Raw genomic sequence first — 20,386 nt, forward strand, 5'->3', positions numbered from 1 at the left:
CGCGTAGTTGAGAGAACCGGAGACGGACTCTCCCGTGGAAGCATTCATGAAGCGGAATGTGTTGTCCGGCGAGAGCGCGATGACAGAGTTCTGACCGCAGCATTTGCCGGTTAACTCGACGTCGATAAACCTCAAGTTGCCGGGCGCTGGTGCATTGCTGGAGCACGCCACGGCGAGCGCGAGCAGAGGCGCTAGCGCCATTTTCACGCTCGTTGCTGCAAATGCATCGCGCACGAACCATCTCCTCACTGTCGACGCTGGAGAGCGCGAAGCGCGCAAAGCACAGCTGTTGCGCCTACGCGAAGGCAGCACCTCTGCGAAGGGCCGACGGGGGACTCTGCATGATGGCCGATCCTTGGTGTCGAGGCTGCGGCACTAGCCTGTCAGCTCGTTCGAGGACCCGGCCACCCCTACGCAAGAGCGGAGGAAAGAAAATGGTATAGCCGAAACGCCGCGACAGCCACATACCGTCGTGCGCCGTTCGGTGCAGAAAGGACTTCCCGTGGTTAGATTTCCGCATGTTATTATTGTGTTGGTTTTTGCATTCGCGGCTGTGACCGCAGTTGCGCTCGCTGCGGCAATGACGCCACAGCAGACGATCCACAACATGGTCGGCACGTGGAGCTGCGTGACGCACGACAGCACGCACAAGACCTGGCGTGAGACCGACGTCGACGCGATGTACGGCTCCTGGCTGCGCATGACGTCGACGTATCCGGCGCAAAACGGCGAGCACGCAGGGACCGGGGTCGGATTCTTCGGGTATGATTCCAAACACGCTCGCTGGATCGTCACATCCCTCGACACGAGCGGGGACTACGGCATCAGTTACAGCACGTCGCACACGTTCAACGGCGCGCACTGGCTCGACGGCTACCCGGCCAATCACGGCTCGGCGACGACGCGCATGAGCAGCTCGAAGCAGTTTACCGTGGATTCGAGCGGCCCTGATGCGCACGGTCACACGGTCACATCGCACGAGGTCTGCACGCGCACCTAAGCAGCGCTAAAGAACCAGCATGAGAAGAAGCCCGCAACGAACGGTCGTTGCGGGCTTCTCAGCGTACGGACTAATTCGCGAGGGTCGACAACGGAACCTTACCGCGTAGAATATCCAGCACCGGGTGGTACGGATAGCCGACGGAAACGTAGGGGCTGTCTCGCCACGCGAGATCGCTGAGGTCGCGAAGCTCGTCAGCACCTCGTGCCAGTTGCCGCGCCGCAAAATCGGCGGCTTGCGCGGAATACGCTTTGAAGCCGGCGCCGGTCGGGCCGGCGATGCGATAGAGTGGTACCATTGCCGACGCAGTGCCTTCGAGATACGTCGCTACCAGCGCGTCGAGATCGCTCTGTGAAAGCAACCGCGCCGGCGATGCAATCTGCTCCGGGCGCATCTGCGCGCGCACGTCGCGCGCCGAGACATACCGATCCACGAAATCACTTTCGAAAACGCTATGAATCGGCGCCTGCGTATACGCCTGCGGATCCGGATAGCGGCCCCAACCGTTGAAGTGAACGGTGACGTGAAGCGGCTGCGAGCCGTCGGCGATGAAGTGGCTCCAAACGCCGAGGTCCCGGAGCGTCAAAATTTCGCGCAAGCGCCGCGCCACGCCAAACTGCGCCCGCATCGCCGCCGTGCTCGCGTGTTGCGCGCCATAGTTGTAGACACGCCACAGCGCGAAGTCCTGACGTAGCTGCTCGAAGCCGTCGAGAATCGAGTACGGCAAGTAGCCCACGCTCCACGGAGTCGCGTGCCGCTGCTCGAGCGCCAGCGCGTACGCTTTCATGCTCTCCGGCAACGCGTGCAGGCTCACGCCATCAATCGTGCCGTCGTCTGCGACGTTGAGGTAATGGCCCGGATCGTTGTCCGCGTCCCACGACGCTCCCGAGCCCTTCAGCCGATCTTCCTCCGGTCCGAGCGTTGCAATCTCGTTGGCCGCCGTAGCGGTGCGCACGAACGCGGGCATGTCCGCCGGAAAGTTCTGCGCCGCCAAGCGGCTGATCATCGTATGCCCCTGCATCCCCCATGCAAATGCATTCGCAGGCGAAGTCAGGGCGAGCAGAAGAGCGAGGGCGGCGTAGCGTCTCATTTGAGGGCGCTCGTTCGCGAGCCGGGTTTTCGATACCCGCTTGCGCCTGCGAGGCAGCCGCACGCCGGCTGCCCCTTATCCAAATGCTTCTGGAGTCGCGCTCGTATTAGACATCAAGCGCGATCGGAGCTACGCGCTTGCCGATACCGTCCGAAGAGCGCTTCGGGAATGCAACATAGCGCCAGAGCGCCGACGAGAGTCGTGAGACCGATCGCGTTCCAGGCGGCCTTGCCGAGCGGCAAAACGCCGAGCCCGTACAACAGCGAGAGCGCGGCCATGGCGAGGAAAAACGGTCCCGTGAGATAGCAATGCACGCGTTTGCACCGAAGCGCATTCGCGACGCACCCGAGGCCCATCGTCGTCAAAGCACCCACCCATACGGTCGTTCGCCACTCTTGACTGAGATCGAAGAGTCCGCTTGCGACGAGCGCAAGGGAGGGCAGCAAAAATACCGGGCCTGCGACCCACCGATTGCGCAGAATGTCGCGGGATTCGCAGGCAGGGGCGTGCCGGCGAATGGCTGCGCGGATCGTCTCGATTGACGGCGTTCCGGAAACGCCCGTGGCGCAATGATAGGTCCGGCACATGAGTCCGTACGCGGTGCGTTCGCTCGCCGACGGCTCGACATCCTCGCCCTCGACGCGCACCGAGGGTGAGCCGAGAAAGCGCGCGCCGCGTGCCGCTTCCAGACTGTTCACCTCGACGCAGTCGATCGCGGCATCCACCCCTTCGAGGCGCACCGCCTGTCGCACGAGATCTCGCGTAGCCTCCGCGTTCGGGCACCCTTCAAACGTCAGTACTTCAACGCGCATGATACTCGATTGCTACCCTTCCCAGCGTTTGCAAGCATTCGGCGAGCACGGGCCGCGAATACCGCCGCATCGAGCCGTGGAGCGTTTGTGGTCGCAGTTGATGCATCCGGAACGATGGTTTCGGGGGAGTTGCTCCATCCCATGCAACGCCGGGTGCGTAGAACATGTAGACGTCCCAGGCCGGGCCACCGGCAACCGGAAGAAGATGCTCGTACGCCGTTCCGAGATCGTTGCTGCCGCCCCAATAGCGCGACACGCGAGGGTCGGGCACGAGCGATGCTGCGTTCTTGCCCAAAACTGCACGCAACCTTAACACACGATGAAACGTGTAGCCTCCGCGGTACCGTAGGATATGAATGTGGAGCCGATGCCTACTCGGCATGCCTCAGTCGAAAGCATTTTGTTTGCACTCGCGACCTTCGCTGTCGTGCTAACCTTTATTGCAATTGCCGCGAGCCGCCCGACTGTAGACGCCTCGCAGGCAGCGAAAGTCGAAGTAAAATTCAGCGAAGCCTCGTCGCTGCAGACCCTTCGCTTGTACACCGAGCACTTGCTCGTAGCGCAAGACGCGCTTTGGCTCGATCGCGGGCCGGCATCGACTGCTGCCTACACGCAAGCTCGCCGCTGGTTCGAAGCGCACCTGACCCATGTCGCGTGGACTAATCCGGCGGCGGCCCAGCACATTCGCTTGCTGTACGATCGTTACGTGCATGCGACATTGATGGCGGGGCTCGTCGGCGCCGCGCGCCCTCCCGCACTCCTCGCGCGCGATTACACGCAGATGGAAGAGTACGTCTTCACGCAGACGATGCGAGCGTACGACCGGGCGTACGCACAGCAGGATCGTTACTATGCGTTCCGGGACCGAACGCGAAAATCAACGCTGGTGCTATCGCTGGTGGTAGCAGCCGCGACGTTGCTGCTCCTCGCGCTCTCGCAGGTGTACCGAGCTCGTTTGCAACGCTCTGCCCAAGAGCGTATCGCATTCTTGGCGAAGGCAGCCATGAGGGACGCGCTTACCGGGCTGCGGAACCTGCGAGCCTTCGAGGGCGATCTGCCGAGCGCGGCGGCACTTGCGCAGCGATGCAACCACGTGATCTCGCTCGTCGTGCTCGATTTGGACGGATTCAAAGAGACCAACGATCATTTTGGTCACGCCGTGGGCGACGAGGTTCTCAAATACGTCGCTGAACGCCTAACCGGCTTGCGTGAAGCCGACGGTGCGTATCGCTTGGGTGGTGACGAGTTCGCAATCATCTTGCCGGGCACGAGCGGGCGGGGCGCCGAGGTTGTAGCACGGCGTCTGCTCACGCCGATCGCCTACGAGCGTGCCGCGGCCACGCTAAGCGTCGGCATCGCGCAGCTCCGTCCCGGCGAGGCATTGAACGACTGGCGTGAACGGGCCGACATCGCGCTGTACGAAGCCAAACGACGTGGCGGGAATACCGCCGCGCTCTTCGAGAGCATGGAGGCACAGACGCGTTTTGTGAGCGCGCAAGCCATCTCGAGGCTCCGCCAGCTGCTGACAGAGGGCGGGATGCGGACGGCTTTCCAACCCATCTGGGACAGCGTGACCGGCGATATCCTCGCGTTCGAAGCGCTTGCACGTCCGCCTCTTGAATATGGCTTCGCCGGTCCGCAGGAAGCATTTGATACGGCGCAACGCATCGGTCGCGTTGTCGAGCTGGATCGCTTGTGCTTGCAATCAGCGCTCGCAGCCGTCCGAGCAAATGATTTGCGCAAGCAGATATTCTTGAATCTGACGCCTGCCACCCTCGAACACCCACTCTTTCGAGCCGAGTCGGTCGGCTCGTTGCTCGCCGAGCACGAGATCGATCCCGCGCGCGTCGTCATCGAAATCACCGAGCGGTCGATCAAGGACATGGACGCAGTCGTTCGCAGCGCGCAAGCGCTCCAAGAGCTCGGGATACGCGTCGCTCTCGATGACGTCGGAACCGGCAGCTCCGGCTTGAGTTTGCTTAGCGCGCTGACGTTTGACTTCGTGAAAATCGATCGCACGCTGTTGCTCGACGGGACGAGCCCGAAGGCCCGCGCCGTTCTGGCTGGGATTTTGGCGATTGCCGAGGCGATGGGCGCGATCCTGATCGCCGAGGGGATCGAAACGCCGGCGCTCCTCGAGTTTGCGGCGAAACTGCATCTGACGGCGCGGGCACCGAGCGCCGGCGTCGGTGCCTTCCAGGGCTACCTCCTCGGGGCGCCCCAGATTCTCACGCCGCCGCACGGCGCTGACGTGTTCTTCAACGGTGGTAAGGCTTCGCTGCTCGTCGCGAACTAGCCACGAGCGAAAGGAACAGGCGTTATGTCAGCGAGATGGCATGCGCAGTGTAGGACTCAGCCGAGGCGCTGCTGCAACTATCCGCAGGCAGGTCACCGCAAGGACGGACCCAATCATGAAACTTCTTGCATCGCTCATGCTCGTACTCGCTCTTCCCTCTACGATGCTTACCGCCGCCGCAACCCATGGATTGGAATGAACGATCTGCCGCTGCAAGCGGTTGCGAGAACGCCGCACTGTCCGGTGACCCTCCGCTATTCGCGTTTCAACGCACCGGTGTCGATCGTCGCACCTTGAACAGATAAATGCTTTCCCCAAAAGAGAGGTATATCGTGAGACTGCTCCGCGCTTTTGCTTCCTTCGCGTGTATCGCCGCGTACGTCGTTCCGACTGTGGCGTATTCGCAAACGATCACGAACGCGCCGCTCCACCGGTACTTCATGGCCGGTGCGGTTCGCCTGCGCATCGACAAGATCGAAACCTATCCCGGGTCCGCGGTGTCGAGCGTTCCCATGCTCGAAGGGCAGGGGCTGAGCGGCTCCGGCTTCGTCGTCGTTACGGCGACGGCGCAGAACCCGAGCTCACAGGAGATAGCGATACCTCACATGGAGGTCGGCTTCGAGCTCAAGGACGGATCGCAAATGAACGAAAGCGCGCCGGACTTGATGAACCTGCCGGGGACGAGAGCCGCCGCACCGACGAGCCTGCACCCAAAACAGCACGTCCAGTTTAGCTGGGTGATCAGCGACTGGACGGGCTCGCCGCCGACGAAGGTCCTCCTGAAGGTGTGGAACGACTCCGGCTACCCGGGCTTCTGGTATCGCATCCTGCTACGGCCGAGCGACGTCAGCAAGCATGCGTAGGGGATCACCGACTACACCACCTTGACGACGATCGCCATCTTGCCGTGACTCATGCCGCATGGAATCGTGCAGTGTAGCGTGTACGTGCCGGTCTTCGCCGGGGTGAAGGTGATGGTTTGCGTAGATCCCGGCGTAATCGTCGTTGCCGGAATTCCAAGCTCGCTGGACTGAATCCCGTGCACGCCGCTCTGCCCGACGATCTTCAACTCGACGGGCTGTCCGACGTGGACGGTGATTTCCGACGGGCTGAATAACGTGGTAGCGGACGCGGTGATCGTTACGACGTGGGGAGCCGGGGCGGCTGACGCCGCGACCGGGAGAGCGGCGCTCAGCGAAAGGCCAAGTGACGCTGCGAAAAGGGCGGAAAGATAGCGTTTCATGCTGCGATCGTATACGACGGCGAAGAACGCATTATGAACGACTTGTGAATGCGACTTCTGTCACAGCGTGAAATGAGATCGCGCGCTAAACGATATCTACGCGCAACTCGGCGCTCACCGCGCCGGCGTTAGCTACTTCGAGCTCCCGTGCGCGATTTCTGGCTTCGCTGACAGCGGCGACGAATGAACGATCGGCCGGCATGCGCGCCGCACGGCGCGGGTAACCGCTACCGCTATAAGTCTCGCAAAAGCGTTGGCAGATGTGTGCGAGGTACTCGAAGTTCTCCCAAAGCGCGGGCTCGCCCAGGTCCTCGCGAACGAACGTCACGATCGGTAGGAGGGCGTTCCAGTTACGCACGACCACGTGCGCCCACATATCGCAGGCGAGGGAGCGATCGATGATGCCGGTCTTTACGAAGACGCCCATGTTCTCGAAGAAATTCGCGACCGTGTCGATCGCCTGATACTCGCCCTCGAACTGCGATTGCGGTTGGGCGATGCGCAGCACTTCCTTCGGGTCGGCGAGGCGCCGTGGAAGTTCGTAGCTGACGAAACGCTGCGCCTCGCGAAAGTCCGGCGCTTCGAGCGTCTCGCGGCATTCCGTCAAGGCTACGATCTGGTTGCTGCTGCGAAGATGCTTGAGCTGCACGAGCGCCGCCCCCGCCGATGCGGCGATGACGAAGAACGTTCCGAGCGTGCCGATAGCCGTCAACCATTCAGGCGTCATACTCGTGCCTCCACGTGAGGCGTGCGTTTCGCGTTGCGTGCGATCGTCTCCGCTAAAGGCGCTGCTCGGGGTCGAGAGGGAAACGCCGGATCGGCCCTTGCGTGCAGCCGCCGTAGCGTCCGCGCTCCATCCCGCTGCCGCCGAACTCGCTACCCATGCGGCCGAGCAGCGATTGCATCATCTGCACGAGCTGCTGCATCATGCCGGTGAGATTCGAAAGCACGCCGCCGAGGCCCATTCCGAGCGGAGCGTCGTTGAGCGCACTGACGGCATCGCCGACTCCCGGCATGCTCGAGCTCCAGGGCATCATCGAGGAGACCCCGTCACCTTGGAACGGCGCTTGCTCGGGTGCGCACGTTTGCGGAGCGTATCCGGTGAGCGGTGAGGATCCCAAGGGCATCTCCTGTGGCTCGTAAGGTTGAATGTACATGACTTACCTCCATCGTTGGTGCTCCATCACGACGGACTTCTCGGCCAACAAGGGGGCGCGGGAAAATTTCCAGAAGCGCGCCGCCGATATGAGCGAATCGCAGCGCACGGCGATCGGCCGGCTCGACGAGCAGTTGAATGCCGTCAAGGAGCGGCTTTGACTATGCCGGTAGAAAGCGCCGGTTAAGCGAGCTCGAGGCCCGCGCGGGCACGTCCGGCTTCTGGAACGACCCCGAAGGCGCGCAGCGCGTCATGAAGGACTCCGCCGAGTTGCGCGAGGAGCTCGGCGCTCTCGACGCAATCGCCAAGCTCCTTTCGGAAGCGCGCGAGATGCTCGACCTCTTCTCGGGTGACGCTGTAGCGGAAGGGGAGGCCGACGCGATGCTCGCGACGGCGCGACAACGGCTGGAGGAGATGCAGATGGCGGCGAGCTTCAGCGGCGAGTTCGACGCGCACGGGGCAATCCTCAGCATCAACGCGGGCGCCGGCGGCGTCGACGCAGCGGACTGGACGCAGATGCTCGCGCGTATGTATCTGCGGTGGGCCGAGAGCAAGAGCTTCGAGACGCGCGTCGTCGACGAGTCGCCGGCGGAAGAGGCGGGGCTGAAATCGATCACGTTCTTCGTTCGCGGAAAGAACGCGTACGGCATGCTCGAGAGCGAGCGCGGCGTGCACCGTCTCGTTCGCATCTCGCCGTTCGACGCCGCGCATCGCCGCCATACGTCGTTTGCCGCGGTCGACGTCGTGCCGGAGATCGAGGCGAGCGAAAGTGACGTCGATATCAAGCCGGACGACCTGCGGGTCGAAACCTTCAAGTCGGGTGGCGCCGGCGGCCAGTACGTGAACAAGACGGAGTCCGCGGTGCGCATCGTGCATCTGCCGACGGGCATCGTCGTCGCGTCGCAGCAGGAGCGCTCGCAGGCGCAGAACCGCGAGGTCGCGCTCGGCATCCTGCGGGCGCGGCTCGTCCAGCGCGCCGCCCAGGAGCGCGACCGGCAGCTCTCCGACTTGCGCGGGGAGCGACAAGCGAACGAATGGGGCTCGCAGATCCGCTCGTACGTCTTACATCCGTATCAGCTCGTCAAAGACCATCGCACCGGCATCGAGACCGGCAACGCACAGGCGGTGCTCGACGGCGAGATCGACCTCTTCGTTTGGTCCTACTTGCAGCAGCGCAGACGTGCTTCGTGACCGCCTGATCTGGCTCGGTGCGCTGCTCTATGCGGCAATCTTTACCGCGCTCGGCGCGGCGAAGTATGCGGCGCACCGTAACCTCGTCGACTTCGGCATATTTGCGCAGACTGCCGCAAGCGCGTTCGGCTGCTTTTGCAACACGGTCGAAGGCAGCCATTGGGCGTTTCACTTTTCGCCGGTTCTCTATCTCGCGGGCGCCGTCGTTGCCGTCGTGCACTCGCCGATCGCTCTCGTCGCGCTGCAATCGGCTGCGTGCGCGCTCGTCGCTCCGCCGATTGCCGCGCTCGTCGGAGCGCGCGCCCCCGTCCGTATCGCACGGCTCGCGGCGCTGGTGGTCTGGCTCTATCCGCCGCTCGCCGGGCTCGCGTTCGGGGATTTTCACGAAAACGTCTTTGCACCGGCCGCCGTGGCGTGGGCGATCTGGGCCTCCGATGCCGGCCGATGGCGTCTCATGCTTGCCTTTGCGGCGCTCGCGCTCGCGGTCAAGGAAGACCAAGCGATATTCCTCGCCGTCGCGGGGCTGCTCGGCTGGTGGCGCCTTCGTGGAACCACCATCGGGCGCGCGGCGTTGCTGATCTGTGGCGCGAGCGTCGTCACGCTCGTATGGTTCTACCACGGCATTCAGCCTGCGGCGAGCGTCGCCGCAACGCATTGGTCGCCGGAGCGATTCTACGCGTGGAGCGCCGCAGACGTTCGGGAGCTCTTCCCCGGCGGCATTCTCGCGCGCGCCGGCTTTCTGCTGCTGGCGTTCGTTCCGCTGCTCTTCTTGCCGTTCCGCTCGCGCATGATGTGGCTGGCCGCCGCGCCGCTTGCGGAAGTGTTGCTCTCGCGCATGCCGACGACGTTCACGATGGGCACGCACTACGCCGGCGCGTGGATCGGCTACGTGCTCGTTCCGTTCGGTTTCGCCGTGCGGCGCATCTCGCCGCTGCGCGCGCAGCATCTGCTCGCTGCCGCAGCGCTGCTCTGCGTCGTCGAGTTCGCCGTTGCCGATCCGCTGCATCCCGGCCTGAACCTGCACGCGCCGCGCGCGCGGGACGCGCGGCTCGATCTCTTCCTCGCGACGCTGCCCGCGGGTCTCGACGTCGCGACGCAAGAGGAAGCGTACACGCATCTTGCGCTCGGAGATCCGCACGCCGGCGTGCTTCCGGAGCGTGCGTCGCAGCCGCTTGCCGCGTGCTTCGCGCTCGTCGACGCTGACTATCCGGACTCTCCTCGCCTCGAGGAGTATGGCGCCACGCTTCGGCGCCTCGTGCGCGAGCGGCGTTACGTGCTGGTGCGGCGCGACGGCGCGATCGCGCTCTACCGCGCCGCGGCGTGCTCTTCTACGGCCGCAACGGTGCGCGCAATCCAGTCGTCTGCGATCTGAACGACGAAGAACGGCGCGGCCCACGGATGCCACCGCGCGACTTGGTATGCGAGATCGCGCCGGCGCGCAAAGAGCGCAACCGTCGGCGTACCGACCATGCCCGCCACGTGAACGGCGCCCGAGTCCGGAGCGACGAGCATCGCTGCGGCAGCGATTGCTTCTTTCCATGGCTCGAGCGCCTCGAAGCGCTCGACGGCCGCGCCGCCTGCGCGCTCCACCGCGTCCGCAAAGGCGCCCTCGCTCGAGGAAGCGATTGCGCGCACGGGATGTTGGTGCGCGAGCTCGCGCAGCAGCTGCGCGACGGCTCCAGCGTCGGCGCCGAAGCGCTCCCACTTGTGCGTCACTTGCACGGCCACGCTTGCGTGGCGAACGACGTCGCGCTCGAGGACGAGCGGGCGCAGACGCGCGAGCTCGCGCGTCGGCACCCGCTCTTCCACGAGCCCGCGCCCGAGCTCGAAGAGTACCTCGCATTCGTGCCGTCGGCGCCGGTCGAGCCCCGCCGGGCGATACAGCGTCGTCGTGAGCAGCGAGCGAACCCAGAGCGTCTTGAGCGGCTTCCCCCAGCCGTTCGCAAAGCCCGCGCGTCGCGGGGCAGCCGTTGCGACCGCCAGGCGATAGCCGGCGGGATCTTCGGTGGCGACGAGCGCGGCTGCGTAACCGCGCGACGCGAGCGCGACGCCGAAACGCGCGATCGCCGCGGCGTTCTCCGCACTGTTCGTCCGCAGCTCGAAGGGCGCGATCGCGACGTCCCGCACGGCCGCGCGGGAGAAGGCGGACGCGTTGTCCTCCCGCAGCACGAGGTCGACGGGCCGGCCCGCGGAACGGAGCGCGGCGAGCAACGGCGTGAGCGCCAGTGCGTCGCCGATGCCGTCGAGGCGGATGATCAGCACGGGCGGTGAATCCTGCGGCATGCTCGGGCGAGGCTTGCGTGATTGAGAACGTCGTAACCTTCGAGGAGGTCGCGGGCTATAGGAGACGCCGAGACCTGGGATACGTCTGCGCAAACGCGTCGCGTCCGCGCAACGTGCTGCGCTCTACGTTTCGCAGCCTTGGCATGCTGATCGGTCTCGCGCCCATCGAATCGCTCTCGGAGGCAGACGAGCTGCGTGGCGAAGCGCTTGCGGCGTTGAGCCGAAACGCCGACGCGATGGGAGCAAACGCCGTTGTCGGCGTGCAGTTCCACGTCGCCGAAGAAGATGGAGCCTGCACGGTCACGGCGTATGGGCGCGCGCTGGATCTCGAGCGCGAGTGAACGCGAGCGAGCGCGAGCGACGCACGCGCGATCTTGCCGATGCTGCGGCGCTCGCGGATGCCTGCCGAAAGTGCGCGATCGGCGCGCAGCGACAGCGCAATGTCTACGGCGAAGGCGACCCGTACGCCGCGCTGATGGTGATCGGAGAGGGCCCGGGCGAGACCGAAGATCGGCTCGGGCGGCCGTTCGTCGGCCGTGCCGGAGCGTTGCTCGACAAGATGCTGGCCGCGATCGACCTCGCTCGCGAAGATGTCTACATCTGCAACGTCGTTAAATGCCGCCCGACGCTTGGCACGCCCGGTGGGTTGCGCAACCGGCCTCCCGATCCGCAAGAAATCGCGAACTGCCGCCCGTTTCTCGATCGCCAGATCGACCTAATTCGCCCGTCCGTGATTCTCGCGCTTGGCGCGCCTGCCGCGAAATCGTTTCTCGGCGCCGGCTTCCAGATCACGAAGATGCGCGGGCGCTGGTACGAGGGGCCGGCAGGTACGCCGTTGATGGTAACGTTCCACCCCGCCTACATCCTGCGCCAGACCGGCGGAGAGATCGACGCGGTCAAGCGGCTCGTGTGGAACGATCTGAAGCAGGTTCGCGCCAAGCTCGACGAGGCGCCGGCCGAGCCCATGCCGGAACAGGCGAACCTCTTCGAGAAAAATGCGACATCGGAATCCGGAAATGGCCCAAGCCCGACAAGCTCCTAGCGTGAATCGCGAGGCGCGGACGATTTGGCTCGAGGCAACGGCGAAGCGTGCTGGGTTCTCCGGCGTGCCGGCTTTCGCGCAAGCATTTGATCTGCGCGAGTACCGGCTGACGCAGCTCTACCATGCAGCCGCCAAAGAGCTGTGCGCCTCGCTCGGCGAAGTCACGACGCTGCCGAAGACGCTGCGCGCGCGGATGGCCGAGCGCGGGGTCACGCTCTCGTCGCTCGAGCCGGCAACGATTCAACGCTCCCGCGACGGACATACGTCGAAAGGTCTCTTCCGGCTGGGCGACGGGAACGACGTCGAGGCCGTGCTGATGGAGCACCGGCAGGGTCGCACGACGATTTGCATCTCGTCGCAGGCAGGTTGCGCCTTCGCGTGTGCGTTCTGCTCGACCGGGCAGGCGGGATTCGCCCGTAATCTGAGCGCCGTCGAGATCGTGGACCAAGCGCGCTACTTCGCACGCGAGGCGCGCGAGCGCGGCAAGCGCGTCACGAACGTCGTCTTCATGGGGATGGGCGAGCCCTTTCACAACTACGACGCGGTGATGGAGGCCGTCGCGCTGCTCAACGACCCGCAGGGATTCGGACTCGGTCACCGGCACATCACGATCTCAACCGTCGGGCTCGTCGATCGTATCGACGCGTTCTCACGTGAAGGCATCCAGGTCAATCTCGCGATCTCGCTGCACGCACCCAACGACGAGCTTCGCAGCTCGTTCATGCCGGTGAATCGCCGGCACGGCGTCGCGGAGCTCATGGCGGCGTGCGCGCGCTACGTCGAGCGAACGCACCGCAAGGTTTTCTTCGAGTACGTGATGCTCGCGGGTATCAACGATTCCGATGTTTGCGCGCGCGAGCTGGCCGCGTTGATGCGCGGGCACCTCTATCACGTGAACCTCATTCCGTACAATGCGACGCCGGACGCGCCCTACGCCGGCAGCGCCGAGGAACGCATCTGGAGCTTCGCCGGAATTCTCGACGAAGCAGGCGTCCCGGTCACGGTGCGCCACAACATGGGTCGCGATATTGCCGCTGCTTGCGGGCAATTACGCTCCGAAACGCAGCCGAAGGCGCAGCGTAGCGGGTCCAAGGAGCTCTCGGGGGCGGGACCGGGGCAGGTGAAGCAAGCAGCGCCGTGAACTCCAAGCGCGTTGTTAGAAGCCATAGCGCTCCTCGTTCTCGCCAACGTCGTGTTGGCCGCCCGCAGCATGCTTTTCGTATTCGGTTCGCGCGACGAGATGGTCGTGCGGGAGCCCGAAGCCGATCTTCCATTTCTCTCCATCGTCGTGCCCGCACGTAACGAGGAGCGCCAAATCGAAGGTTGCGTGCGCTCGCTGCTCGCCCAGCGTTATCCGGCGTTCGAAGTGATCGTCGTCGACGACGAATCCGACGACGAAACCGCATCGATCGTTGCGCGCATCGCCAAAGAGCATTCGCAGTTGCGCCTGATACACGGAGCGCCGCTCCCGCAAGGCTGGGTCGGAAAATCGTGGGCGCTCGTTCAAGGGGAGCGCGCGGCTCGAGGCGAGTGGCTGTTGTGCACCGACGCCGATACGGTGCATCATCCCCTTGCGGCATCCTCTGCCGTGCAGACCGCGCGCGAGCGCAATGTCGGCGCGCTCAGTCTTCTCACGACGCAGGAGATGAAGTCGTTCTCGGAGCGCGCGCTGCTCCCGGCGATCTTGTGGACGATCGTGCTCGCGACGGGGCACCTCGCCGCCATCGGAGACCCGCGCAAGAGAGCGGCGATGTTCAACGGCCAGTATCTCCTGCTGTCGCGCGCATTATACGAAGCGACCGACGGCCACGCCGTCGTCGCGAACGAGATCGCCGAAGATCTCGAGTTTGCGCGGCATCTCAAACGTGATGGCCGGTTTCGAATCACGCTTCTCGGCGCGAACGATCTCGTGCGCACGCGCATGTACCGGTCGTTTGCGGAGATTTGGAGTGGTTTCGTCAAGAACTTCGCGCTCGGCATGCGCGAGCGGACGGCCGAAGCCGTTGCGGGGCTCTTCGGCCTCGCGCTCATCTCCCCGATTACGCCGCTCGCAGTAGTGGTGCTCCTGCTCTTCCATCGTTGGGCGCTCGCCGGCGTTCTCGCGGTCGCCTTTCTTGCCGGCTTGTTCGTTGCGGAGCTCGGAATGAGGCGCATGCGATTCCCCGCGGGATCCTGTGCGTGGCTTCCCGCTGGTTTCGTCGTGCTGCTTGCCATCTGCGCGACCTCCGTCGCGCGGCTCACGGGCTCGGTCGGCGTCGATTGGCGGGGCCGACGCTACCGTGGAGTGTTGCGCGGGAGTTGATCCCTGTCACGATGGAAGAGATTACCGCGCTCGCGAAGCGGCGCGGCTTCATCTTTCAATCGAGCGAGATCTACGGCGGCCTTGGGGGCTTCTGGGATTACGGTCCGCTCGGCGCGGTGATGAAGCGCAACGTGAAGAACGCGTGGTGGCGCGACACGGTCGAGCTTCGCGACGACGTCGTCGCGTTCGACTCGTCGATCATCATGCACCCCGCTACGTGGGAGGCCTCGGGCCACGTCGCGGCGTTTCACGACGTCATGGTGGACTGCCGCGTCTGCAAGCATCGCTTTCGCTACGACCACTTGAAGGATCGCACGCGCTGCCCCGATTGCGGAAGCGCGAACTCGTTCACCGAGCCGCGAAACTTCAACCTGATGCTCAAGACGTCGGTCGGCCCCATGGAGGACACGTCGGCGCTCGCCTACCTGCGGCCGGAGACGGCTCAGGGCATCTTCGTCAACTTCAAGAACGTCTACCAGACGTCGCGCAAGCGTCCGCCCTTCGGGATCGCGCAGATCGGCAAGGCGTTTCGCAACGAGATCACACCCGGTAACCTCACCTATCGCGTGCGCGAGTTCGAGCAGGCCGAACTCGAGTACTTCGTGCCCGACGATGGGAAGGACATGGACGTCTTTCGGGAGTGGGTGGAGCGGCGCAAAGCCTGGTACGCGAACTACGGCATCGCTCTTGACCGCCTGCGCTTCTACGAGCTCAAACCGGAAGAGCGGCCCCATTACGCGAAGGCCGGTGTCGACGTCGAATACCATTTTCCGTGGGGCTGGGGTGAGTTGGAATCGATCGCGCACCGCGGTACGTACGACCTGGAGGCGCACATGCGTCTCTCGGGCAAGGATATGCGCTTCTTCGACGAGGCGTCGAAGCAGCACGAGACGCCGTTGCTCATCGAGAGCTCGGCAGGCGTCGACCGGACGATGCTGACGTTTCTCGTCGACGCGTACGAGCGGGAAACGAGCCTCGATCCGAACGGAAAACAGACCGAGAGGACCGTGTTACGGTTGCATCCATACATTGCCCCGGTACAGCTCGCGGTCTTTTCTCTCGCCCGCAACAAGCCCGAGCTCGTGGAGCGCGCGAGAAGCATCGAACGCGCCCTACGTCCGCATTTCCGTACGCAATACGACGAAGGCAACATCGGCCAGCTGTACCGGCGTCAGGATGAGATCGGGACGCCCTTCTGCGTTACGGTCGACTACGAGACGCTCGACGACGGCAGCGTCACGGTTCGCGAGCGCGATTCGATGCGCCAGGAGCGCATCGGCAGTGAGAAGCTGCGCGAGTATGTGGAGGAACGAGCGTGAGCGTGCGCATGCAACCGGCGGCTAAGCAGATATACTTTTTTGACGAAGGCCAGACGTCGAAGGACGTTCTCGGCGGGAAAGGTGCGGGGCTTGCCGTCATGACCGCCGCCGGCCTTCCGGTGCCGCTCGGCTTTACGATCGTGACGCAGGCGTCCCTGAGCTACTACGAGGACGGCAAGACGATTGCCCAGCCGTTGCTCGACGAGTTGAATGCCGCGCTCGGCGAGCTGGAGCGCCGAACCGGAAAGCGCTTCGGCGATGCTCGCGACCCGCTGTTGGTCTCGGTACGCAGCGGCGCGAAGTTCTCTATGCCCGGTATGATGGATACGATCCTCAACGTGGGGCTCAACGACGAAACGGTCGAGGGTCTCGCGCGCTTGACGAACAACGAGCGCTTCGCCTGGGATGCGTACCGGCGCCTCATCACGATGTACTCGACGACGGTCTTCGGCATGGAGAAGCACGACTTCGAGGAGATCCTCGACTCGCGCAAGCAGGAGCTCGGCGTCAAGAGCGATCCGGAGCTGGACGCCGCTTCGTGGAAGCGCGTGGTTGCCGAATACAAACAGCTCGTCGCGCGGCACGCGAAAGTGGGATTCCCACAGGACATCCGCGCGCAGATCGTCGGCGCCGTCGAAGCCGTCTTCAACTCGTGGAACTCCAAGCGCGCCATCGACTACCGGCGCTTCAATCGCATCTCCGACGACCTCGGCACGGCCGTCAATATCGTGCAGATGGTCTTCGGCAACATGAGCGACGATTCGGGAACGGGCGTTGCGTTCACGCGCGACCCGAATACCGGCGAGCGCGTGCTCTTCGGTGAGTATTTGCGCAACGCGCAAGGCGAGGACGTGGTGGCCGGCATTCGTACGCCGGAGCGCATCCTGGATCTCGAGCGCACGCAGCCGCAGATCTACAAGCAATTCGTCGAGATCGCGCAGCGTCTGGAGCGCCACTATCGCGACGTGCAGGATCTCGAGTTTACGGTCGAGCGCGGCAAGCTGTACATGCTGCAGACGCGCTCCGCGAAGCGTAGCGCCGAGGCGGCAGTCCGCATCGCGCTCGATCTCGTCGACGAAGGGATCATCGATCGCCGTACCGCTATCGCGCGCGTCAACGCAGGAGCGCTCGATCAGCTCTTCCACGCCCGCATCGATCCCGGCGAGCATTTCGAGGTCGCGGCAAAGGGCCTCAACGCCTCGCCCGGTGCGGCCACGGGGCGCGTCGTCTTCAGCGCGGACGACGCCGTTGCGTGGGCGCAGCGCGGCGAGGACGTCGTCCTCGTGCGCGTGGAGACCACGCCCGACGACGTGCACGGTATGATCGCTGCGAAGGGCGTGCTCACCGCGAAAGGCGGTGCGACCTCGCACGCCGCCGTCGTGGCGCGCGGCATGGGAAAACCTTGCGTCGCGGGATGCGAAGCGCTGCAGATCGACCGGCGCAACAAACGTGCCTCGCTCGACGGCGTCGGCTTCGGAGAGGGCGACTGGATCACGATCGACGGGTCGACGGGAAACGTCGCGGTCGGAAAACTGCGTTTGATTCCGCCGCCGGCAAAGCTGCCCGAGCGGCTCGCGACGCTGCTCTCGTGGGCGGACGCGGAGCGGAGGCTCGACGTCTGGGCAAACGCCGACACGCCCGAGGATGCGCGCAAAGCGCGCGAGCTTGGCGCGCAGGGCATCGGCCTCTGCCGCACCGAGCACATGTTCATGCAGCAAGACCGCCTGCCGGTCGTGCAGGAGATGATCCTCGCGAACACGCCCGAAGCGCGCGCCTCCGCGCTCGAGCGGCTGCTGCCGTTTCAGCGCGAAGACTTCGTCGGCATTCTCGAGGCCATGGCCGGCCTGCCGGTGACGATTCGCCTGCTCGATCCGCCGCTGCACGAGTTTTTGCCGTCGCTCGAGACGCTGCTCGTCGAGACGACGGAGCTGCGGCTCACGAAGGGCGTCGATTCCGCCGAGTATAAAGCGCGCGACGCCGTGCTCAAGCGCGTGCAGCAGATGCACGAGCAGAACCCGATGCTCGGCCTGCGCGTCTGCCGCTTGGGGATTCTCTACCCCGAGATCTATGCGATGCAGGTGCGCGCGATCTTCGAGGCTGCGTGCGACCTCGTGCAACGCGGCGTCGACGCTCGGCCCGAGGTGATGATTCCCGGCGTCGGCAGCGTGCGCGAGATGCAGATCACCGGCGAAAACGCACGTCGCATCGCGGACGAGGTCATCAAAGAGCGGGGCTGCGCCATCTCCTATCACGTCGGCACGATGATCGAGCTTCCGCGCGCGTGCATCATCGCGGACGAACTCGCCGGCGATGCCGAGTTCTTCTCGTTCGGAACGAACGACCTCACGCAAACGACGTACGGCTTCAGCCGCGACGACGCGGAGAACTCGTTCATTCCGCGCTATCTGGAGCAGCGCATCTTGAGCGACGATCCCTTCCAGGTCCTCGACCGCAAGGGAGTCGGCTCGCTGATGCGTACCGCCGTCGAACTCGGCAGAAATACGCGCAAAGAGATGAAGATCGGCATCTGCGGCGAGCACGGTGGGGAGCCGTCATCGGTCGCGTTTTGCGATCAGCTCGGGCTCAACTACGTCTCGTGCTCGCCGTATCGCGTGCCGATCGCACGCCTCGCCGCCGCCCAAGCGGCATTGGGCATCCTGGAGTAGCGGCCGGGATCGCTACCAAAAGGCGGCGCAGTGCTCCAGCCATACGGCGTCTCCCGCCGTCGGCTGGTGGTGAAGCGCCGCAGCGCCCGGCAGGGCGCTCAATACCACCCGTATGTCATACGACCAGCGTAAAGTACGGTTAGGATGGAGTCAGTCTCGAGCAAGGTCGTCTATCGCCTCTATCCGTCGCATTCGCAAGAGGCTGTGCTGCTCGATATGCTCGGCTTGCACCAGCGGCTTTATAACGCCGCGTTGGAGCAGCGGATCGCGGCCTGGCGGCTGCAACGCAAAAGCCTGTCGGCATACGACCAAATGCGCGATCTGACCGACCTGCGCGCCGTCGACGTGCAGTAGCCGGCCTCAACGCGCAGTCGGCGCAAGTGACGCAACGTCGCCCGAAAGGCCTCAATCGCGAGATTCTCGCGACGGCCCCCAGCGCATTTCTCGCCATGCTCCGATACAAAGCGGCAGAAGCTGGTGTCGAGTACGTCGAGGTTCCCTCGCGCAAAGTTAAACCGAGTCAAACGTGCAGCGGCTGCGGAGCGCAGCGCAAGAAAGCGCTCTCGGAGCGCCAGCACGTTTGCTCGTGCGGCTTGGTTCTGTCACGCGATCGGAACGCCGCTCGCGTGAATCTTTTGTGGGCGTTCGCCCGCACCGGCCGGGAACCGACCGGGTGCCTCGCGCAATCAGCGTGAGCAACACGAAACTCCATCCTGTACGCGCAGCGTCAGGTGGAGTCGTTCATGTGCGTAGCGACGCGACCATCAGCGCGCACAGCTTACGCGCTTCGGCCACGTCGACCGCGGTTCGTCGTACGAAGAGCTTTCTCCAATACGCATTGCCGCTGAGTTTCGCGATCAAGTCGGAGGCGACGCGGGCATCGACGAGACCCGCCGGCGTGCCGACCCATACCGTCGGCCGTGACGCGTCGGCGACGAGCGGGAGGCGGTGCATGACTTGCGCCTGCTCGTCGGCCCAGACGTTCTCCGGGCCGTAGCGCTCACGCAGCGAGCGCTCGCAGGCCTCGAACGCGCGCAGGTCGCTCTCGGCATTGAACTCGGCGGCGAGCACGTAGACGCGCACGCGCTCGCGCAAGGCCTTTGCGGCTTCGCTCTTCGCGTTGCCGAGCTCGTTGAGTACGCGGAAGTCGTCCCAGCGCAAGAACTCGTCGATCGCGTCGAGCGCGCGCGGGTTCGGCCAGAGTTCCTGCAGCACTTCGTGCAGGATGTGCTCGAAGACGCGCGTCGTGTGGTGAAAGTAGACCGACGCGAACATCATGTAGCGCGCCGTGACGAACGATTCGAGCGCGACGACGCCGCGCGAATCGATGCCGAGCACGAGCGCTCCGTCTCGCTCGTAGAGACGCAGCGACTCGAGCATCTGCTCGACGTCGAAACGCCCGCTCACGACGCCGGTGAAATAGGCATCCCGCTGCAGGTAGTCCATGCGATCGGCGTCGAGATTCGGCCCGCTTACCAGCTCGCGCAACGCGGGGTAACGCGTCTTGGGATCGCCGAGCACGAGGCCGAGGACGTCATCCGGATCGACGTCGAGCGCTTCCAGAGCGGTGCGGAGATCGGGGAGCGCGAGCAACTCCTTCGTGCGGTCCTCATGGCGCACGCCGAGTACCGCTTCGCACGCATGACTGAACGGGCCGTGTCCGATATCGTGGAGGAGAAGGGCCGCTCGAACGAGGCGCCGCTGATACGCAACCTGGCGGCTGTCGGAGAAGAAGCTCGCGCCGTGCCGCACGATCGAATCGAAGGCTCTGCTGCCGACGGCGAGAGCGCCGAGCGCGTGCGTAAACCGCGAATGCTCCGCCGAGGGAAAGGCAAGGTAGGCGAGGCCGAGCTGGCGCAGGCGGCGTAGGCGCTGGAACTGCGACAGATCGAGCAGATTCGCCTCGCCATCGTCCAGCTCGATGAAACGGTGGACGGGATCGAAGATCCGCTTCATGGTGAGGGGGATTCGTGCAGGCGACCGAAT

General features: G+C 64.5%; 23 protein-coding genes. 14 read left to right on the forward strand and 9 right to left on the reverse strand.

The features are described from left to right. The coding region (locus VMV82_03320) for a hypothetical protein (protein HUY40578.1) at positions 1–234 on the reverse strand (234 nt) is incomplete at its 3' end. A gap of 295 nt (positions 235–529) precedes the next feature. On the opposite strand from VMV82_03320, the gene VMV82_03325 reads away from it, so the two are divergent. Next, entirely contained in the window at positions 530–1,000 is a 471-nt protein-coding gene (locus VMV82_03325) for a hypothetical protein (protein ID HUY40579.1), read from the forward strand. A 70-nt stretch (positions 1,001–1,070) separates the two neighbouring features. On the opposite strand, the gene VMV82_03330 is transcribed toward VMV82_03325, so the two are convergent. The 3 genes from VMV82_03330 to VMV82_03340 form a co-directional block, all read right to left on the reverse strand. After that, entirely contained in the window at positions 1,071–2,090 is a 1,020-nt protein-coding gene (locus VMV82_03330) for a S1/P1 Nuclease (protein HUY40580.1), read from the reverse strand. A gap of 113 nt (positions 2,091–2,203) precedes the next feature. Further along, a complete protein-coding gene (locus tag VMV82_03335; protein HUY40581.1) occupies positions 2,204–2,902 on the reverse strand; it encodes a hypothetical protein in 699 nt (232 codons plus the stop codon). Further along, the gene (locus VMV82_03340) at positions 2,892–3,173 is read right to left on the reverse strand and encodes a hypothetical protein (protein HUY40582.1); all 282 of its coding nucleotides are present in this window, start codon (positions 3,171–3,173) and stop codon (positions 2,892–2,894) included. The genes VMV82_03335 and VMV82_03340 overlap by 11 nt, the downstream gene beginning before the upstream one ends. A 129-nt stretch (positions 3,174–3,302) precedes the next feature. On the opposite strand from VMV82_03340, the gene VMV82_03345 reads away from it, so the two are divergent. Together VMV82_03345 and VMV82_03350 are read left to right on the forward strand one after the other, a co-directional pair. Next, positions 3,303–5,198: an EAL domain-containing protein gene (locus VMV82_03345; GenBank protein HUY40583.1), complete on the forward strand. Its 1,896-nt coding sequence runs from the start codon at positions 3,303–3,305 to the stop codon at positions 5,196–5,198. A 332-nt stretch (positions 5,199–5,530) separates the two neighbouring features. Then, positions 5,531–6,061 (forward strand): hypothetical protein, encoded by a 531-nt coding sequence (locus VMV82_03350; protein HUY40584.1) that lies wholly within the window; start codon positions 5,531–5,533, stop codon positions 6,059–6,061. 11 nt (positions 6,062–6,072) lie between these two features. Here the strand turns inward: VMV82_03350 and VMV82_03355 are convergent, their stop codons facing one another. From VMV82_03355 to VMV82_03365, 3 genes are all read right to left on the reverse strand, one after another. Continuing rightward, the gene (locus VMV82_03355; GenBank protein HUY40585.1) at positions 6,073–6,441 is read right to left on the reverse strand and encodes a cupredoxin domain-containing protein; all 369 of its coding nucleotides are present in this window, start codon (positions 6,439–6,441) and stop codon (positions 6,073–6,075) included. A gap of 85 nt (positions 6,442–6,526) precedes the next feature. Continuing rightward, positions 6,527–7,168, reverse strand: coding sequence for a DUF4760 domain-containing protein (locus VMV82_03360; GenBank protein HUY40586.1), 642 nt, complete (start codon positions 7,166–7,168; stop codon positions 6,527–6,529). Between the two features lie 52 nt (positions 7,169–7,220). Continuing rightward, entirely contained in the window at positions 7,221–7,598 is a 378-nt protein-coding gene (locus tag VMV82_03365; protein HUY40587.1) for a hypothetical protein, read from the reverse strand. Between VMV82_03365 and VMV82_03370 the strand changes: the two genes are divergently transcribed. The 3 genes from VMV82_03370 to VMV82_03380 all read left to right on the forward strand — a co-directional run bounded on the left by VMV82_03370 (position 7,597) and on the right by VMV82_03380 (position 10,160). Next, the gene (locus tag VMV82_03370; GenBank protein HUY40588.1) at positions 7,597–7,758 is read left to right on the forward strand and encodes a hypothetical protein; all 162 of its coding nucleotides are present in this window, start codon (positions 7,597–7,599) and stop codon (positions 7,756–7,758) included. The two genes, VMV82_03365 and VMV82_03370, sit on opposite strands and share 2 nt — an antisense overlap. Then, positions 7,687–8,788 (forward strand): peptide chain release factor 2 gene (prfB, locus tag VMV82_03375; protein ID HUY40589.1). Its coding sequence is split into 2 segments (ribosomal slippage): positions 7,687–7,743 and positions 7,745–8,788, totalling 1,101 coding nucleotides; the frame shifts between segments, so codons are not numbered across the junction. The genes VMV82_03370 and prfB overlap by 72 nt, the downstream gene beginning before the upstream one ends. After that, on the forward strand, positions 8,778–10,160 hold the full coding sequence (locus tag VMV82_03380; protein HUY40590.1) for a DUF2079 domain-containing protein: 1,383 nt from the start codon (positions 8,778–8,780) through the stop codon (positions 10,158–10,160). The genes prfB and VMV82_03380 overlap by 11 nt, the downstream gene beginning before the upstream one ends. Here VMV82_03380 and VMV82_03385 read toward each other — a convergent pair. After that, positions 10,094–11,071, reverse strand: coding sequence for a glycosyltransferase family 9 protein (locus tag VMV82_03385; GenBank protein HUY40591.1), 978 nt, complete (start codon positions 11,069–11,071; stop codon positions 10,094–10,096). The genes VMV82_03380 and VMV82_03385 overlap by 67 nt on opposite strands. 17 nt (positions 11,072–11,088) lie before the next feature. On the opposite strand from VMV82_03385, the gene VMV82_03390 reads away from it, so the two are divergent. From VMV82_03390 to VMV82_03425, 8 genes are all read left to right on the forward strand, one after another. Then, positions 11,089–11,412, forward strand: coding sequence for a heavy metal-binding domain-containing protein (locus VMV82_03390; protein ID HUY40592.1), 324 nt, complete (start codon positions 11,089–11,091; stop codon positions 11,410–11,412). Then, entirely contained in the window at positions 11,409–12,113 is a 705-nt protein-coding gene (locus VMV82_03395) for a uracil-DNA glycosylase (GenBank protein HUY40593.1), read from the forward strand. The genes VMV82_03390 and VMV82_03395 overlap by 4 nt, the downstream gene beginning before the upstream one ends. Position 12,114: 1 nt before the next feature. Next, positions 12,115–13,254, forward strand: coding sequence for a 23S rRNA (adenine(2503)-C(2))-methyltransferase RlmN (gene rlmN / locus VMV82_03400; protein ID HUY40594.1), 1,140 nt, complete (start codon positions 12,115–12,117; stop codon positions 13,252–13,254). Between the two features lie 12 nt (positions 13,255–13,266). After that, positions 13,267–14,415: a glycosyltransferase gene (locus VMV82_03405; protein HUY40595.1), complete on the forward strand. Its 1,149-nt coding sequence runs from the start codon at positions 13,267–13,269 to the stop codon at positions 14,413–14,415. Positions 14,416–14,426: 11 nt separating this feature from the next. Continuing rightward, positions 14,427–15,734, forward strand: a complete 1,308-nt coding sequence (locus VMV82_03410) for a glycine--tRNA ligase (GenBank protein ID HUY40596.1) — start codon at positions 14,427–14,429, stop codon at positions 15,732–15,734. Between the two features lie 8 nt (positions 15,735–15,742). Next, positions 15,743–18,400: a pyruvate, phosphate dikinase gene (ppdK, locus tag VMV82_03415; protein HUY40597.1), complete on the forward strand. Its 2,658-nt coding sequence runs from the start codon at positions 15,743–15,745 to the stop codon at positions 18,398–18,400. A gap of 144 nt (positions 18,401–18,544) precedes the next feature. Next, positions 18,545–18,754 (forward strand): helix-turn-helix domain-containing protein, encoded by a 210-nt coding sequence (locus tag VMV82_03420; protein HUY40598.1) that lies wholly within the window; start codon positions 18,545–18,547, stop codon positions 18,752–18,754. Between the two features lie 95 nt (positions 18,755–18,849). Continuing rightward, a complete protein-coding gene (locus VMV82_03425) occupies positions 18,850–19,095 on the forward strand; it encodes a zinc ribbon domain-containing protein (protein HUY40599.1) in 246 nt (81 codons plus the stop codon). A gap of 46 nt (positions 19,096–19,141) precedes the next feature. Here VMV82_03425 and VMV82_03430 read toward each other — a convergent pair whose 3' ends face one another. Beyond that, entirely contained in the window at positions 19,142–20,356 is a 1,215-nt protein-coding gene (locus VMV82_03430) for an HD domain-containing protein (GenBank protein ID HUY40600.1), read from the reverse strand. Positions 20,357–20,386 lie beyond the last annotated feature (30 nt).

Source organism: Candidatus Dormiibacterota bacterium (assembly GCA_035532035.1).
GTDB lineage: Bacteria > Vulcanimicrobiota > Vulcanimicrobiia > Vulcanimicrobiales > Vulcanimicrobiaceae > Tyrphobacter.

Coding starts and splice junctions, on each gene's coding strand:
- VMV82_03330 (HUY40580.1), bottom strand. CDS start 2,090: ATGAGACGCTACGCCGCCCTCGCTCTTCTGCTCGCCCTGACTTCGCCT.
- VMV82_03335 (HUY40581.1), bottom strand. CDS start 2,902: ATGCGCGTTGAAGTACTGACGTTTGAAGGGTGCCCGAACGCGGAGGCT.
- VMV82_03355 (HUY40585.1), bottom strand. CDS start 6,441: ATGAAACGCTATCTTTCCGCCCTTTTCGCAGCGTCACTTGGCCTTTCG.
- VMV82_03360 (HUY40586.1), bottom strand. CDS start 7,168: ATGACGCCTGAATGGTTGACGGCTATCGGCACGCTCGGAACGTTCTTC.
- VMV82_03370 (HUY40588.1), top strand. CDS start 7,597: ATGACTTACCTCCATCGTTGGTGCTCCATCACGACGGACTTCTCGGCC.
- VMV82_03365 (HUY40587.1), bottom strand. CDS start 7,598: ATGTACATTCAACCTTACGAGCCACAGGAGATGCCCTTGGGATCCTCA.
- VMV82_03385 (HUY40591.1), bottom strand. CDS start 11,071: ATGCCGCAGGATTCACCGCCCGTGCTGATCATCCGCCTCGACGGCATC.
- VMV82_03410 (HUY40596.1), top strand. CDS start 14,427: ATGGAAGAGATTACCGCGCTCGCGAAGCGGCGCGGCTTCATCTTTCAA.
- ppdK (HUY40597.1), top strand. CDS start 15,743: ATGCAACCGGCGGCTAAGCAGATATACTTTTTTGACGAAGGCCAGACG.
- VMV82_03420 (HUY40598.1), top strand. CDS start 18,545: ATGGAGTCAGTCTCGAGCAAGGTCGTCTATCGCCTCTATCCGTCGCAT.
- VMV82_03425 (HUY40599.1), top strand. CDS start 18,850: ATGCTCCGATACAAAGCGGCAGAAGCTGGTGTCGAGTACGTCGAGGTT.
- VMV82_03430 (HUY40600.1), bottom strand. CDS start 20,356: ATGAAGCGGATCTTCGATCCCGTCCACCGTTTCATCGAGCTGGACGAT.